General features: G+C 67.8%; 15 protein-coding genes. 6 read left to right on the forward strand and 9 right to left on the reverse strand.

Annotated features, from left to right (window positions below; all coding sequences use genetic code 11):
* Nucleotides 1-39 precede the first annotated feature (39 nt).
* Nucleotides 40-1,851 carry a DUF885 domain-containing protein gene (locus tag OXQ33_RS04320; RefSeq protein ID WP_267433445.1) on the forward strand — a complete coding sequence of 604 codons (1,812 nt, stop codon included), beginning with the start codon at nucleotides 40-42 and terminating at the stop codon, nucleotides 1,849-1,851.
* Between the two features lie 45 nt (nucleotides 1,852-1,896).
* Here OXQ33_RS04320 and OXQ33_RS04325 read toward each other — a convergent pair whose 3' ends face one another.
* Nucleotides 1,897-2,244 (reverse strand): winged helix-turn-helix transcriptional regulator, encoded by a 348-nt coding sequence (locus OXQ33_RS04325; protein ID WP_267433446.1) that lies wholly within the window; start codon nucleotides 2,242-2,244, stop codon nucleotides 1,897-1,899.
* A gap of 99 nt (nucleotides 2,245-2,343) precedes the next feature.
* Here OXQ33_RS04325 and OXQ33_RS04330 point away from each other — a divergent pair, with 99 nt between their 5' ends.
* Nucleotides 2,344-3,375 carry a zinc-binding alcohol dehydrogenase family protein gene (locus tag OXQ33_RS04330; protein WP_267433447.1) on the forward strand — a complete coding sequence of 344 codons (1,032 nt, stop codon included), beginning with the start codon at nucleotides 2,344-2,346 and terminating at the stop codon, nucleotides 3,373-3,375.
* Nucleotides 3,376-3,402: 27 nt separating this feature from the next.
* Here OXQ33_RS04330 and OXQ33_RS04335 read toward each other — a convergent pair whose 3' ends face one another.
* Together OXQ33_RS04335 and OXQ33_RS04340 are read right to left on the reverse strand one after the other, a co-directional pair.
* Nucleotides 3,403-4,008, reverse strand: a complete 606-nt coding sequence (locus OXQ33_RS04335) for a DJ-1/PfpI family protein (RefSeq protein WP_267433476.1) — start codon at nucleotides 4,006-4,008, stop codon at nucleotides 3,403-3,405.
* Nucleotides 4,008-4,850 carry a PhzF family phenazine biosynthesis protein gene (locus OXQ33_RS04340; protein ID WP_267433477.1) on the reverse strand — a complete coding sequence of 281 codons (843 nt, stop codon included), beginning with the start codon at nucleotides 4,848-4,850 and terminating at the stop codon, nucleotides 4,008-4,010. The genes OXQ33_RS04335 and OXQ33_RS04340 overlap by 1 nt, the downstream gene beginning before the upstream one ends.
* 106 nt (nucleotides 4,851-4,956) lie before the next feature.
* Between OXQ33_RS04340 and OXQ33_RS04345 the strand changes: the two genes are divergently transcribed.
* Entirely contained in the window at nucleotides 4,957-6,369 is a 1,413-nt protein-coding gene (locus tag OXQ33_RS04345; RefSeq protein WP_267433448.1) for a PLP-dependent aminotransferase family protein, read from the forward strand.
* Here OXQ33_RS04345 and OXQ33_RS04350 read toward each other — a convergent pair.
* Nucleotides 6,349-7,266, reverse strand: coding sequence for a LysR family transcriptional regulator (locus OXQ33_RS04350; protein ID WP_267433449.1), 918 nt, complete (start codon nucleotides 7,264-7,266; stop codon nucleotides 6,349-6,351). The genes OXQ33_RS04345 and OXQ33_RS04350 overlap by 21 nt on opposite strands.
* 91 nt (nucleotides 7,267-7,357) lie before the next feature.
* Between OXQ33_RS04350 and OXQ33_RS04355 the strand changes: the two genes are divergently transcribed.
* Both OXQ33_RS04355 and OXQ33_RS04360 read left to right on the forward strand, forming a co-directional pair.
* A complete protein-coding gene (locus OXQ33_RS04355) occupies nucleotides 7,358-8,392 on the forward strand; it encodes an aldo/keto reductase (RefSeq protein WP_267433450.1) in 1,035 nt (344 codons plus the stop codon).
* 12 nt (nucleotides 8,393-8,404) lie between these two features.
* A complete protein-coding gene (locus OXQ33_RS04360) occupies nucleotides 8,405-9,568 on the forward strand; it encodes an MFS transporter (protein WP_267433451.1) in 1,164 nt (387 codons plus the stop codon).
* Here OXQ33_RS04360 and OXQ33_RS04365 read toward each other — a convergent pair.
* The 5 genes from OXQ33_RS04365 to OXQ33_RS04385 form a co-directional block, all read right to left on the reverse strand.
* Complete coding sequence (locus OXQ33_RS04365) at nucleotides 9,538-10,419, reverse strand: sigma-70 family RNA polymerase sigma factor (protein WP_267433452.1); 882 nt, start codon at nucleotides 10,417-10,419, stop codon at nucleotides 9,538-9,540. The two genes, OXQ33_RS04360 and OXQ33_RS04365, sit on opposite strands and share 31 nt — an antisense overlap.
* On the reverse strand, nucleotides 10,412-10,864 hold the full coding sequence (locus OXQ33_RS04370) for a carboxymuconolactone decarboxylase family protein (RefSeq protein ID WP_267433453.1): 453 nt from the start codon (nucleotides 10,862-10,864) through the stop codon (nucleotides 10,412-10,414). The genes OXQ33_RS04365 and OXQ33_RS04370 overlap by 8 nt, the downstream gene beginning before the upstream one ends.
* An 85-nt stretch (nucleotides 10,865-10,949) precedes the next feature.
* Nucleotides 10,950-11,498, reverse strand: coding sequence for a GNAT family N-acetyltransferase (locus OXQ33_RS04375; protein WP_267433454.1), 549 nt, complete (start codon nucleotides 11,496-11,498; stop codon nucleotides 10,950-10,952).
* Entirely contained in the window at nucleotides 11,495-12,412 is a 918-nt protein-coding gene (locus tag OXQ33_RS04380) for a helix-turn-helix domain-containing GNAT family N-acetyltransferase (protein WP_267433455.1), read from the reverse strand. Before OXQ33_RS04380 ends, OXQ33_RS04375 begins: the two co-directional genes overlap by 4 nt.
* A gap of 40 nt (nucleotides 12,413-12,452) precedes the next feature.
* Nucleotides 12,453-13,349, reverse strand: a complete 897-nt coding sequence (locus OXQ33_RS04385) for an AraC family transcriptional regulator (RefSeq protein ID WP_267433456.1) — start codon at nucleotides 13,347-13,349, stop codon at nucleotides 12,453-12,455.
* Nucleotides 13,350-13,499: 150 nt separating this feature from the next.
* Between OXQ33_RS04385 and OXQ33_RS04390 the strand changes: the two genes are divergently transcribed.
* Complete coding sequence (locus tag OXQ33_RS04390; RefSeq protein WP_267433457.1) at nucleotides 13,500-14,516, forward strand: aldo/keto reductase; 1,017 nt, start codon at nucleotides 13,500-13,502, stop codon at nucleotides 14,514-14,516.
* Nucleotides 14,517-14,546: the final 30 nt, after the last annotated feature.

Here is a 14,546-nt window from a genome sequence, read left to right on the forward strand (position 1 = left end):
ACATTTGACGCGAGCGGGACGGCTGGTCATCACTATCGCATGACCCACCTTTTCTCGCGCCGCGACACCCTGACCGGCGCCACCGCCCTGACCGCCACGACCGCCCTGCATGGCGCGGTACCGCCCACGAACCCGGCCGCGCTGCTCGACCGGATCGCGCAGGGCCTGCTGCCGCTGATCCCGGAGCGGGCGACGTCACTCGGCGTGGACGAGGGCGCGCAAGCCGATCTCCGGCGGCGATTGGAAGATCGCTCGCCCGCCGGGGTGGCCGCACGCCAGAGTTTCCTGACCCAAAGCCTGAAGCAACTGGCGCGGTTGCCCCGCACCGGGCTGGATCCCTCGACCGCGACCAGCATCGCCGTGGTCGAAACCGCCTTCCGTACCGCGCTCGACGGCATGGCCCTGCCTTATGGCGTCGCAACCATCGGCGACTGGCGCAACACGCCCTATGGCGTCATCCAGAATGTCGGCGCGTGGCTCGACGTGCCGCAGATGCTGGACGGTGACCAACCGGTCCGCAACGCTACCGATGCCGAGGCCTATCTCGCCCGCCTAGCCGCCATGGCCGCGCAGTTGGACGGCGAGACGGTGCGTATCCGCCAGGCGCGCGAACAGGGGCTGGTTCCGCCCGCCTTCCTGCTCGACAAGACCATCACCGGCATGACCCGCACCATCGCCGAAGCGGCGAACGCCGACGGCCCGCTGGTGGGACCTCTGGCGCGCAAGACCCAGGCGATCCCGGGCGACTGGACAGTGCGCGCGACGCGGATCGTGCGCTCGGGCATTCTGCCCGCGCTGGAGCGACAGCTGGCCGAGTTGCACGCCCAGCGCGCGGTCGCGACCGATGCGGCGGGAATGGGCAGCCGCCCCCATGGTCCCGAATGGTATGCCTGGGGCTTGCGCGCCAGTACGACCACTCGCCGCAGCCCTACCGAGCTTCACCAGATGGGTCGCGCGCGCCTGGCCGATCTTCAGGCGCAAATGGACGCGATCCTGCGCAAGGAAGGCCTGACCCAGGGCAGCGTTGCCGAGCGCGCCATCGCCTATCAGCGTCGCCCGGGCATCGGCTTTCCCGACAATGACGAGGGGCGGAAGCAGATCGTCGCTTATATGCAGGCGCGGATCGACGCGATCCGGCCCCGCCTTCCCGATGCATTCCGCCGCCTGGCGCGCGGCCATCTGGAGATCCGACGCATGCCGCTCGCCCAGGAAGCGGGGGCTCCGGCGGCCTATGGCGGACCCGGCACCATCGACGGGCGAGAGCCGGGCAAGGTCTGGGTCAATCTGGGCGACCCGACCATCCACAACCGGGTGACCATCCCCGATCTCGTCTATCACGAAGGTATTCCGGGCCATGTCTGGCAGGGCGAATACGCGCAGGCCCTGCCGCTGATCCGCTCGATCCTGGCGTTCAACGCCTATTCGGAGGGCTGGGCGCTCTATGCCGAGCAACTCGCGGACGAACTGGGCATGTATGCCGACGATCCGGCCGGGCGGCTGGGGTATCTGATGGGACTGGCGTGGCGCGCGGTGCGGCTGATCGTCGATACCGGCATCCACGCCATCGGCTGGTCGCGCAACCAGGCGCTGACCGAGTTCATCGCCGCCACCGGCCTGCCCCGCAGCAACGCGGTGAGCGAGGTGGACCGCTATTGCGCGTGGCCGGGTCAGGCTTGCGGCTATGAGGTCGGCCGCGCCGAGATCGTCGCCCAGCGCGACCGCGCCAAGGCGGCGCTCGGCCCCCGCTACGACCTGCGCGATTTCGATCAGGCGGTGGTGGACGGCGGCAATGTGCCGTTGAACGTCCTGGCCGACAATGTCTCGCGCTATATCGCGGGAACGCGGGGGTAGGACCTATCCCGGTCGAACGAGAAAGATGGCGATTCGGCCGAATGGTCACCGCCGCGCGAAGAGATCCATGTTCGCGTCGCCCCAATCCTTCAGCGCCGCGATGATCGGCGACAGGGATCGGCCGCGATCGGACAGGCTGTATTCGACGCGCGGCGGCACCTGGGCGAAGACCTCGCGCTCCATCAGGCCATCGGCCTCCAGCTCCCGCAACTGATTGATCAGCATGCGCGGCGTCACGTCACCAGCGCGGCGGCGCAATTCGTTGAAGCGCGTGGTTCCGTCCTGGAGATGATAGAGGATCACCGCCTTCCACTTGCCGTCGATCAGGCTCACGGCCGCCTCGACGGCGCAGCCCGGGGTACAATCGAGGCGGGAGTGACGGGCTTTCGCCATCGGGCGGTATCCTTTTCGACACTATGAGCGTTTTTTGTGCCTACGACATAAGCTGACACCGTCCCTATCTCGCGTGCGTCAGCAGAAGGAGCAAGACCCATGCGCGCCATAGCCTATCGCCAGCCCGGCCCGATTAACCGGGCCGATGCCCTGATCGACGTCGAACTGCCACGGCCCATTCCGACCGGGCGTGATATCCTGGTCGCGGTCCGAGCCATCTCGGTGAACCCGGTCGACGCGAAGATTCGCACCAGCGCCGCGCCGTTCGACGGGCGCGACGAACGCGTCCTTGGCTGGGATGCGGCGGGCGTGGTCGAGGCGGTCGGCCCGGAGGCCACCCGCTTCAAAGTGGGTGACGAGGTCTTCTATGCGGGAAACCTGATCCGCGACGGCAGTAATGCCGAATATCAGCTGGTCGACGAGCGGATCGTCGGCCATCGCCCCCGCAGCATCGGCTTCGCAGAGGCGGCGGCGCTGCCGCTGACGGCCATCACGGCCTGGGAAACCCTGTTCGACCGGTTGAAGGTCGACGACCAGCCGGCCGGCGGTGCCCGCGCCATCCTGATCATCGGCGGCGCGGGTGGTGTCGGTTCCGCGGCGATCCAGATCGCGCGGGCCCGCACCGACCTGACCGTGATCGCCACCGCCTCCCGCGCCGAGACGCAAGACTGGGTGCGCGAACTCGGCGCGCATCATGTCATCGATCATTCCCAGCCCATGGCACCGCAGATCGCTGCGCTGGAGATGGGCGCACCCGCCTTCGTCTTCTCGACCACCCATACCGATCGCCATCTGGCCGACATCGCCGAGATGGTCGCGCCGCAGGGGCGCTTCGCGCTGATCGATGATCCCGCCAGCCTCGACATCGTCGCCTTCAAGCGCAAGGCGGTGTCGGTCCATTGGGAATTCATGTTCACCCGGTCGCTCTTCGACACACCGGACGTCGGCGAGCAGGGTCGCCTGCTGGATGCGATCGCCGGGCTTGTGGACGAGGGGCGCATCCGCACCACGGCCACCGACACGCTCTCGCCGATCAACGCCGCCAACCTGATCGAGGCGCACCGCCGCATCGAGAGTGCCACGACGCGGGGCAAGATCGTCCTGGAGGGCTGGGACGGTCCGCAGGCGTGACACTCGAGGATTGAGTGCGCGGGCGGGTCAGGCGAACGCCAACTCGCCCGTGACGACCGTCATGGCATGGTCGACGAAGCGCGCCTTCTCGCCGACCGGCGCGACATAGTGGAGCGCCGCGCGCGCCAGTTCGGGGGCGCCTCCCCGCGCGATCATCCACGCGGCCAGATAGGGCGCAGCAAGACAGCCACCTGCCGTCGCGACATTGCCATGAGCGGCGAACGGTGCGTCGATGACGGTGACACCGGCTTCCACCACCCACGGCTTGGTGGTGAGGTCGGTGCAGGCTGGCAGATCGCCGATCAGGCCCAGCTTGGCCAACAACAAGGTCCCCGAACACTGCGCCGCGATCAACTGCTGCGTTGGGTCGAGGCGAAGCCGGGCCAACATTGCTCCATCGGCGGCAATCTCACGTGTGCGAGCGCCGCTGCCGATCAGCACCGCATCCGCCTCTTCGAGGAATTCCAATGGCCGCTGGCGGTGGATCGTGACGCCGTTCAACGACGTCACCGTCTCGGTCGGTGCGGTGATGTGCGCAGCCCAGCCATGCGGGCGCAGCCGGTTGATGATCGCAGCGGCCACGAACGAATCCAGTTCGTTGAAGCCATCGAAGGTCAGGACCGCGACCTGCATCACCCTTGCGTCCGCCCGGAGAACAGTGTCCGAGTTGCACCGGCGACCCAGACCTGCCCGGTCTCGTCCTGCGAGACATGGATGCGTCCGCTCCGTCCAAGGCGTGTGCCCTGCGCGGCGACATAACTGCCGCTGGCCCGACCACTGGCGAACAGCCACTGGCCGACCGAGGCGTTGAGGCTGCCGGTCACCGGATCCTCGATCAGCCCGCCATGTGCGTCGGTGAAGAGTGCGCGCAGTTCGAACGCCACCTCGCTGCCGGGTGCATGCGGTCCGACGATTCCGATGTCGATATGCTCGGGATGATGCCGCGCCGGTTCAACCGCCAGCACGGCCTCCGCCGACTCCAGCATGACCGCGATCCAGCCCGGTCCATTGTCAGCCCAGGCGGCGTCGATGATCGCCGCGCGGTCGATCCGGAGCAATTCCGCAACCTGTGCGATCTCCGCCTCGGTCGGGACGCCACCGCGCAATAGCGGAGGGGCGGCAAAGGCAACCTGGTCGCCATCGCGCCGGATCGTCACCAGCCCGACGCCGCATTCCTGCACGATCACGCCGTCCCGCTTCGGCTGTCCGCCCGATTCCGCCCATGCATGCGCACTGCCCAAGGTCGGGTGCCCGGCGAAGGGCAGTTCGTGCGCCATGGTAAAGATGCGGACGCGATAGTCGGCGGACGGATCGGTCGGCGGCAGCAGGAAGGTCGTCTCCGAGAAGTTCAACCAGCTTGCGATCGCCTGCATCTCGTCCGTCGTCAGGCCATCGGCATCGGCGATGACGGCCAGCGGATTGCCGGTCAGCGGATCGGTGCCGAATACGTCGACGAGGCGGAAGGGGCGGGTCACGGGCATCTCCTGTTGATGATGGCCCGTCGTATCGCGTGACAACTGGCGCTGAAAGATACACATCGGTACGATCATGCCGAACTGTAATGGTAAGAACGGCAGTACGATGGTGAGCGCCCCCGACGAAACCCGCACCGGCATGGTGGTCCGCGCGATCCGCGACCGGATCGACGCCCGCACGCTGACGCCCGGCGCACGGCTGCCATCCATCCGCGCCATGGCCGAGACGAGCGGCGTCGCCCGCTCGACGGTGGTCGAGGCCTATGACCGGCTCGCAGCGGAAGGTGTGATCCGCTCGCGACCGGGGTCGGGCTTTTATGTTGCCGCACCCTTGGCCCCGCTGGCGCTGGATCGGCTCGCTACCATGCGAGAACGCGAGGTCGATCCGCTCTGGATGCTGCGCCAGTCGCTGGGCGAGCGCCGCCACGAACTGATGCCGGGATGCGGCTGGTTGCCCGATGACTGGCTGGCGGGCGACGCGCTTCGCAAGGCGATGCGCGGGGTGGCGCGATCGGACGATGAGGGCACGCTGGCGGGCTACGCGTCACCCCTGGGCTCGCCGCCGCTCCGGGCGTTGCTCGCACGGCGAATGGCGGATCAGGGGATCGAGGCCGGACCCGACCAGATCCTGCTGACCGACAGCGGCACCCATGCGCTCGATCTGGTGTGCCGTTTCCTGCTCCAACCCGGCGATACGGTGCTGGTCGACGATCCCTGCTACTTCAACTTCCTGGCGCTCCTCCGGGCACACCGGGCAATGGTGGTGGGTGTGCCGATGACGCCGACCGGTCCGGACGTTGCCGCCTTCGCCGAGGCTGCGGCGACGCATCGCCCGCGCTTCTACCTGACGAACTCGGCCGTCCATAACCCGACCGGCGCGTCGCTCGCCGCCGCCACCGCGCACCGGCTGCTCAAGATCGCGGAGGCGCATGACATGGTCGTCATCGAGGACGATATCTTCGCCGACTTCGAACACACGCCTTCGCCCCGTCTGGCGGCGTTCGACGGGCTCGACCGGACGATCCGGATCGGCAGCTTCTCCAAGTCGCTATCGGCGGCGGTCCGCTGCGGCCATATTGCGGCGCGGCCCGACTGGATCGAAGGGCTGGCCGACCTCCGGATCGCGACGTCGATGGCGGGTAGCCCGCTCGCCGCCAATCTGCTCCATGCGGTGCTGACTGATGGCAGCTATCGGCGTCACGTGGACGGCGTTCGTACCCGGCTGGCCCGAGCCACAGCCAAAGTCGCCAAACGACTGCGCGCGCTCGGTATCGAGCCGTGGATAGAGCCTGCATCCGGCCTGTTCCTATGGGCGCGATTGCCGGATGGCGTCGACGCCGTCGACCTTGCCCGCCGCGCCCTCGTTGAGGGCATCGTGCTGGCACCGGGGCCGGTGTTCAGCACCAGCGGGGGCTGGCGCGATCACCTGCGCTTCAATGTCGCGATGAGCGACGATAATCGGCTCTTCGCCTTCTTGCGGTCGGCGGTATCGCACCCGTCACCCGACTGGGCTGCCTAGCCGCTCGACCAGGAAGTCGACGAACACCCGTACGCGTGCCGGGGTGGTGGAGCCACCGACGAAGACGGCGTGGATCAGTTCGACGTCGCCGGGATTATAGTCCTCCAGGAGCGGGACGAGCCGTCCGTCGGCAATCTCGGCCGCGACGCTGAAGCGGCCGACGCGGGTGATGCCGACACCGGCCGCCGCGAGATGGCCCAACGTTTCGCCATTGTTGGCGACGATACCACCCTCGACCGACAGTGTGAAATCCTTCCCGTCACGACGGAACGGCCAGATCGGCTCGGCGCGACGGAAGCTGAAGTTAAGGCAGTTGTGGGCGTGCAGGTCCTCCGGCACCTGTGGCGTACCGGCCCGCGTCAGATAGTCGGGCGATGCCACGATCACCCGCCGGGACTCGCCCAGCTTACGCGCCGTCAGCCCGCTATCGGCAAGCGGCCCGAAGCGGATGGCGACATCGGCCTGCCCCGCTGCGACATCGACCAGCGTGTCGGTGAGCGCGATATCGATCAGGATATGCGGATAGGCGCGCGCGAAGTCGCCGAGCAACGGCACCACGCACAACCGGCCATGTGCCAGCGCCGCGCTGATCCGCAGTCGTCCACGCGGCGCGCCTTGGTCGGCAATCTGCTGCTCCGCATCGTCGAGATCGGCGAGGATGCGGCGTGCGGCGAGCAGATAGGCCTGCCCCTCGGCGGTCAGCGTCAGCGCTCGGGTCGAGCGCAGCAGCAGTCGTACGCCCAGCCGCGCCTCGATCCGGTCGACCGCGCGCGCGACCGCCGAGGGCGTCAGCCCGAGCGCGCGGCCCGCAGCGGAGAAACTGCCCGCCTCCACCACGCTCGCGAACAGGGCGAGCGACCGGGCGCGGTCGTCATTGCCGGTCATCTTTGCGTCCAAGGCATAGATCCTTTGCACCCGCAGGCGGTTCCGCAGCGCGGCTTCACCGGCCATCTATGCGCCTGACAATGACATTCGCAAAGGAGGTGTCATGGAATATCGGCAATTGGGATCGTCCGGCCTGCGCGTTCCGGCCCTGTCGTTCGGCGCGGGGACCTTCGGTGGCAAGGGACCGCTGTTCAGCGCCTGGGGCACAAGCGACGCCACTGAGGCTCGGCGGCTGGTCGACATCTGCCTCGACGCCGGGATCACACTGTTCGATACCGCCGACGTCTATTCGGACGGCGCGTCGGAACAGGTGTTGGGCGAGGCGATCAAGGGGCGGCGCGACGCCGTGCTCATCTCGACCAAGACCGGCCTGCCCATGGGGGACGGCCCGCAGGACTGGGGCGCGTCGCGGGCACGGCTGATCGGCGCGGTCGAGGCGGCGCTGCGGCGGCTCGGCACCGACCGGATCGACCTGCTCCAGCTTCACGCCTTCGACGCCTCCACCCCGACAGAGGAGGTGATGGGCACGCTCGACCGGCTGATCGCCGACGGCAAGGTCCGCTATGCGGGCGTCTCCAACTATCCCGGCTGGCAGATCATGAAGGCGCAAAGCCTGGCCGATCGCCATGGCTGGCCGCGCCTCGTCGCGCATCAGGTCTATTACTCGCTGATCGGCCGTGCGTACGAATGGGATTTGATGCCGCTGGCGGCGGATCAGGGCGTCGGCGCGCTGGTCTGGAGCCCGCTCGGCTGGGGGCGGTTGACCGGCAAGATCGGGCGTGGGCGGCCGATCCCGGCGGGCAGTCGCCTCCACGAGACGGCCCAGTTCGCGCCGCCGGTCGAGGACGAGCATCTCTACCGCGTCGTCGATGCACTGGAGGCGGTGGCGGCCGAGACCGGTAAGACCGTTCCGCAGGTCGCGATCAACTGGTTGCTGCGGCGACCGACCGTGTCGTCGGTGATCATTGGCGCGCGCGACGAGGCGCAATTGCGCGACAATCTGGGCGCGGTCGGCTGGACGCTGACGCCCGAACATGTGGCCGCGCTCGACGCGGCGAGCGACGTGCTGCCGCCCTATCCGCACACCCCCTATCGGCAGCAGGAGGGTTTCGCCCGCCTCGCGCCACCGATGGTTTGAGGAGCCAGGATCATGAAGTTCAACCTCGGACTGATCGCGCTGGCGGTCGGCGCCTTCGGCATCGGCGTGACCGAGTTCGCGCCGATGGGTATGTTGCCGGTGATCGCGGGCGACCTGCATGTATCGATCCCCGCCGCCGGGCTGCTGGTCAGCGCCTATGCGATGGGCGTGCTGATCGGCGCGCCGCTGATGACGCTCACCACAGGGCGGATCGACCGGCGGACGCTGCTGATCGCGTTGATGGGCATCTTCACGCTAGGCAATGCGCTGTCGGCGATGGCGGACGGATACTGGATGCTGATGGCCGCGCGGGTCGTGACCTCGTTCAACCATGGCGCCTTTTTCGGCGTCGGGTCGGTGGTGGCCGCCAGCCTCGTGCCGCCGGACAAGCGCGCGGGCGCGGTGGCCGCGATGTTTACCGGTCTGACCGTCGCGACCATCGGCGGCGTGCCGGCGGCGGCCTGGGTCAGCGAGGCGATCGGATGGCGCACCGCCTTTGCCGGGATCGCGGGCGTGGGCGCGGTCGCCATGCTGTCGCTCCGCCTTGCCCTGCCGCCGCTCCCGACTGCCGAGGGCGGAGACATTCGCGCGGAATTGCGCGTGTTGCGGCGCGGTCCGGTGCTGGCGGCGCTGGCGCTGACCGTGGTCGGGGCGAGCGCGATGTTCACCGTCTTCACCTATATCGTCCCGATCCTGCGCGAGGAAACCCACGCATCGAGCGGCTTCGTGACCGCGATGCTGGTGCTGTACGGCATCGGGCTGACGATCGGGAACACCTTGGGCGGGCGACTGGCCGATCGGTCGATCGAGCGGACGCTGATCGGCAGCTTCGCCGTCCTCGCCACGGTGCTGGTCGCGTTCGCGGCGGTAATGCAATGGCCATGGCCCGCCGCCGTCGCCATCCTGATCTGGGGGATCGCCAGCTTCGCGATCGTGCCGCCCCTGCAGATGCGCGTGATGGTCGCGGCGTCGGACGCGCCGAACCTTGCCTCGGCGATGAACGTCGGGGCGTTCAACCTCGGCAATGCCTTTGGCGCGGCGCTGGGCGGCGGCGTGATCGGCGCCGGACTGGGATTGCCGGTGGTGTCGCTGGCCGGGGCAGCGATGGCGGCGGCGGCGCTGGTGATGCTGATGGCAATCCGGCGTCAGCCGCGTGCAGCGGTCTGTCCGGTCTGAAGAGCGGTTACGACGCGGATGAGCTTGTCCGGGTTGCGGACGATATAGATCGCCGCGATCCGGCCTCCGCGGATGTCGAGCGCGGTGGTCTGGAGTACGCCGCCTCCTGCACGGCTGACATAACCGGGCAGACCGTCGATCGTAGCGAAGCGGATCAGCTCGGCAGGCTCGTCGGGATATTTCCGCCGCAACCCGGCGAACAGGCGTTGTGCTTTCGCCAGCCCGCGAATGACGTTGTGGAACGCCGGGACACGTCCGCCGCCATCCGAATGGATCGCCACATCTTCCGCGAGCAGGTCCGACAGCGCGCGTGGATCGCCGTCCCGCGACGCCGCGAAGAAGGCGCTGGTGATCCGCGCCGCCTCCTGCGCGTCGACCGGGTAGCGTGGCCGCGCCTCGGCGACATGCCGCCGGGCGCGTGAGGCGAGTTGCCGCACGGTCGCGGGCGCCCGGTCGAGCGTCTTCGCGACCTCGGGCAAGTCGACGTCGAATATGTCGTGGAGCAGGAACGCCGCCCGCTCGAGGGGCGATAGGCGCTCCATCGCCAGCATCAGCGTGACGGTCAGGTCATCGGCCACTTCGTTCGGATCGGTCGTACCGAGCAGCGGCTCGGGCAGCCACGTGCCGACATAGGTCTCGCGCCGCATCCGCGCCGACTTCAGGTGATCGAGGCACAGCCGCGTGACCACCTGCGTCAGCCAAGCGGCGGGCGCGTCGACGCCCTCCGCCCGCGACCAGCGCAGCCACGCATCCTGCACCAGATCCTCCGCCTCGGCGAGCGAGCCGGTCATGCGATAGGCAAGCCGGACGAGCCTCGGCCGCTCGGCCTCGAACAGCGCGGTGTCAGGCATCGTCGACCGGATGCGCGACGCGAAAAGCCACCTGCAGGCGGTTCCAGGTGTTGATCGCGCCGATCGCCATGGTCAGCCACACCTGCTCCGCATCCGAAAACACTGCCTTGAGCGCATCATAGTCCGCATCGGGTGCACCCGTCTCCGGCAGCCGCGTCAACGCCTCCGCCCATCCGAGCGCCGCCCGCTCGCGATCCGAATAGAGCGTCGATTCCCGCCATGCGCTCAGCATGTACAGCCGCATCTCGCTTTCGCCATGACGGCGCAGATCGGTCGAGTGCATATGCAGGCAGAAGGTGCAGCCGTTGATCTGCGATACGCGGTACTTCACCAGTTTGAGTAGATTGTGGTCGAGCCCGCTCTTCGCAAAGCTCTGCTCCAGCGCCATCATGGCCTTGATCGCTTCCGGGGCCAGAGCGTGCGGGTTGGCGATACGGGGTGTCATGGTCGATCTCCTTGGGTTCCGACACCATGACGAGGCAGCGATGGCCGGTGTGACATGCCCATCCGGAATCTTCGCCGCTGGCCCGCTATGCCATATCACGCAGCCGCTTCCGCATCCGGGTCAACGGCACGACGACGCCCTCCACCTCCGTATCGGCGCGTTCGATCGGTTCATAGCCGCAGGCCGCATAAAGCGGTACTCCGCCAGCCGTACCCATCAGTTCGACGGCGGTGAAACCTTCGCCCCGCGCCGCCTTTTCGCAAGCGTCGAGGATGATCCGCCCGATCCCGCGCCGGACGTGATCCGGGTGCGTGTACATGGCCCGGATGCGGGCGGCGTCCTTCGCCGGATCGAGCAGCGCCGGATCGCGCAAGTCGGTGCTATGATCGCCGCCATAGAGCGTCGCCCGCCGACTCCACCCGCCACAACCGACCGGCACGCCATGGTCCTCGACCACGAAATAGGTGCGGTCGCGCACCAGTTGCGTGTCGAGCCCCATCACCGCCCGGCTGGCCACGATCTGCTCGGGGGTGAGCACCGCTGATTGCCCATGGTCGATCGACAGCGTCATCAATTCGCGGAGCGCCCCCAGATCGGCTTCGGTCGCAAGGCGGATGGTCAGGTCACCGCTCATGCCGCCAGCTCCAGCCGCCACGTTTCCCCCTGAAGCGGAGCGCCGAACCGCTCGTGCATCGCCGTCTCGACACACACGAAGCCGTGCGCGGCATAGATGCGACGGGCCGACTCCAGCACCGTGTGCGTCCACAGCACCAGCGCGCGATAGCCGGTTTCCCGCGCGAAGCTGACGCACGCGCCGACCAGCGCATCGCCGATACCCCGGCGGCGGGCAAAGGGTTCGACATGGAGCAGGCGCAGCCGTGCGATCCCCTCCCCTTCGTCGGTGACGAACACCGCGCCCGCCATCACCCCGTCGATCTCGGCGATCCAGCATTGCTCGCGTGCCGGATCGAAATCGCGGAGAAAGGCCGCCGTCACCTCGCTTTCGATCACCTCCAGTTCGCGACCCCAGCCATGGCTCTCGGCATAGAGGACGGACTGGCGCGCGGCGACCAGTGCGGGTTCGCCGGTGCGGAAAGACCGGATGACGAACGGTCCGCCTGATGCTGGGTCGAGCAACAGCCGCGCCCGCGTCAACGCCTCGATCAGATCGCGCCGCCCCTGCCCTTCCACGGTGCCGAGCAGGTCGCCGACCGCGCTGCTTTGCCGCTGGTCGACGACCGCGAAGGCCGCCCGCCCCGCTTCGGTCAGCCGCAGGTCACGGGCGCGGGCGTCGTCCTCGCGCCGCTCGCGCACGATCCAGCCGCGCTTCTCGAACCGCTTGACCAAGCGGCTGAGATAGCCCGCATCCATGCCGAGCGCGTCCTGCAACATGGTTGCGGTCACCGGTTCGCGCGTGGCGATCTCGAACAGCAGGCGCGCTTCGGGCAAGCTCGCCTCCGTGCCCAGGAAATGCGCGTCAAGCGCGCCGATCGTCTGGGTGTAGAAGCGGTTGAAGCGGCGGATGGCGGTGATGTCTGCATCTTCCATGATCGCCATGCTGGACCATATTTGTTGACCGAGTCAAGTATCAGGGCAAAGTCGGCTCCGGCACCAATTGCGCGCGAAGAGCCGCCGCATCGCGGCCGGGCGGTGCGCCGAACAAGCGGCGATAGTCACGGCTGAACTGCGACAGGCTTTCATAGCCGATCGCGAAGCCGACCCGCGCGACTTCTTCGGCGGAGATCAGGCGGCGACGCGCCTCCTGCAACCGCACCTGCTTCTGGAACTGCACCGGCGTCATTGTCGTCACCACCTTGAAATGCCGATGGAAGCCGGGGACGCTCATACCTGCAAGTGCAGCAAGGTCCGCCACCCGCAACGTCTCGGCATAATGGTTGCGGATATGGGCCGCAGCCCGACCGATCCGTGCGGCATGCGTGTCGACAAGCCCCATCTGACGCAGCGCCGGTCCCAGCGTACCACCGAGCAACCGCCAGACGATCTCGCGCCGGATGAGCGGGGCGAGCACTGCGCGGTCGGCCGGATGGTCGAGCAGTTCGAGCAGCCGCCTGAGAGGATCGCGCAACGCCGGGTCATGGTCACTGGTCGACAGCGCGTTGAAGGCAGCGGCCGGACCTTGCACACCGGGGTGCTCCGCCACCAGTTCGGCCACGGTCACGGGCTCGATCGCCAGCGACAACGCCAGATAGGGCTTCTCCACGCTCGCCCGCACGATGCGCGATGTGACCGGCAGATCGACCGACGCGAGCAGACACTGGCCCTCGGCATAATGATAGGGCGTGGGTCCGAGCATTGACATCTTGGCACCCTGCACGACCAGGCAGAAGGAGGGCCGATAGACCGACCGGATGATACCGGTCGGTTCCTCCGCACGGGTGATGAGCAGACCCGGGATCGGGGTTTCGCGGCCATGGACGAACCAGTGGCGCTCTATCAGTTCGGCGAGGTCGGACAGCGTCGTCATGGAACGCACTTTAGCTTCGTCGTGCTCCAGATACACCGGCCTGCGCCTCACTTTGATAGGATCGGGCAGGACATTGATCGGATCGGCGTCGCCGGTCGGACGTTCGCGGCGTATCTCGGGTTCATCCATCCCATCAGGAGAACCATTCCCATGCGTATGCGCCAGCTCGGCCATAGCGGCCTGTTCGTATCCGAACTCTGCCTCGGCACCATGACCTTCGGCGGCAGCGAGGGCATATGGGGTCAGATCGGCCAACTTAGTCAGGACGAGGCCGACACGCTGGTCCGGACCGCGCTCGACGCCGGCATCAATTTCATCGATACCGCCAATGTCTATGCCGGGGGCGAAAGCGAGCGCATCCTCGGCCAGTCGCTCAAGAACCTCGGCGTCGCGCGCGACGATGTCGTGATCGCGACCAAGGTGCTGGGCCCGATGGGCGATGGTCCCAACGCACGCGGCGCCTCACGCGGCCATATCCTCAGCCAGTGCAAGCAGAGCCTCCAGCGGCTCGGCCTTAACCATATCGACCTCTACCAGATCCACGGCTTCGACCCCGCCACGCCGATCGAAGAGACGCTGGAGGCGCTCGACACGCTCGTGCGTCATGGTCACGTCCGCTATCTCGGCCTGTCCAACTGGGCGGCGTGGCAGGTGGTGAAGGCGGTCGGCATAACCGAGGCACGGCGGCTCGCGCCGATCCTGTCGCTCCAGGCCTATTACACGCTGGTCGGCCGCGACCTGGAGCGCGAGATCGTGCCGATGCTCCGGTCCGAGAAGATCGGGCTGATGGTGTGGAGCCCGCTGGCCGGCGGCTATCTGTCAGGCAAGTACGATGGAGAGGGTCAGGCGGCGGACGGACGGCGCGCCAGCTTCGACTTCCCGCCGGTCGATCGGACGCGCGGCTCGGTGGTGATCCCCGAGATGCGCCGCATCGCCGAGGCCAAGGGCTGCACCGTCGCACAGGTCGCGCTCGCCTGGCTGCTTCATCAGCCGGTGGTGACGAGCGTGATCGTCGGCGCCAAGCGCGTCGACCAGCTCGCCGACAATATCGCCGCGACCCAGGTGTCGCTCGACGCGGACGACCTCGCCGCGCTCGATGCGGTGACGAAGCTGCCGGCGGAATATCCCGGTTGGATGCTGGAGCGCCAGCGCGGCTATCGCGCCTGACCGTCGCAGGTTCGGCGGGACGGTTTCTCG

It is taken from the genome of Sphingomonas sp. GM_Shp_1, assembly GCF_026540895.1.
Lineage (GTDB): Bacteria > Pseudomonadota > Alphaproteobacteria > Sphingomonadales > Sphingomonadaceae > Sphingomonas.

Bases quoted from the DNA above. Each gene is read 5' to 3' on its own strand.
- OXQ33_RS04365 (WP_267433452.1), bottom strand. From the start codon at position 10,419: ATGCCTGACACCGCGCTGTTCGAGGCCGAGCGGCCGAGGCTCGTCCGG.
- OXQ33_RS04360 (WP_267433451.1), top strand. From the start codon at position 8,405: ATGAAGTTCAACCTCGGACTGATCGCGCTGGCGGTCGGCGCCTTCGGC.
- OXQ33_RS04320 (WP_267433445.1), top strand. From the start codon at position 40: ATGACCCACCTTTTCTCGCGCCGCGACACCCTGACCGGCGCCACCGCC.
- OXQ33_RS04375 (WP_267433454.1), bottom strand. From the start codon at position 11,498: ATGAGCGGTGACCTGACCATCCGCCTTGCGACCGAAGCCGATCTGGGG.
- OXQ33_RS04335 (WP_267433476.1), bottom strand. From the start codon at position 4,008: ATGCAGGTCGCGGTCCTGACCTTCGATGGCTTCAACGAACTGGATTCG.
- OXQ33_RS04325 (WP_267433446.1), bottom strand. From the start codon at position 2,244: ATGGCGAAAGCCCGTCACTCCCGCCTCGATTGTACCCCGGGCTGCGCC.
- OXQ33_RS04390 (WP_267433457.1), top strand. From the start codon at position 13,500: ATGCGTATGCGCCAGCTCGGCCATAGCGGCCTGTTCGTATCCGAACTC.
- OXQ33_RS04355 (WP_267433450.1), top strand. From the start codon at position 7,358: ATGGAATATCGGCAATTGGGATCGTCCGGCCTGCGCGTTCCGGCCCTG.
- OXQ33_RS04370 (WP_267433453.1), bottom strand. From the start codon at position 10,864: ATGACACCCCGTATCGCCAACCCGCACGCTCTGGCCCCGGAAGCGATC.
- OXQ33_RS04330 (WP_267433447.1), top strand. From the start codon at position 2,344: ATGCGCGCCATAGCCTATCGCCAGCCCGGCCCGATTAACCGGGCCGAT.
- OXQ33_RS04380 (WP_267433455.1), bottom strand. From the start codon at position 12,412: ATGGAAGATGCAGACATCACCGCCATCCGCCGCTTCAACCGCTTCTAC.
- OXQ33_RS04385 (WP_267433456.1), bottom strand. From the start codon at position 13,349: ATGACGACGCTGTCCGACCTCGCCGAACTGATAGAGCGCCACTGGTTC.
- OXQ33_RS04345 (WP_267433448.1), top strand. From the start codon at position 4,957: ATGGTGAGCGCCCCCGACGAAACCCGCACCGGCATGGTGGTCCGCGCG.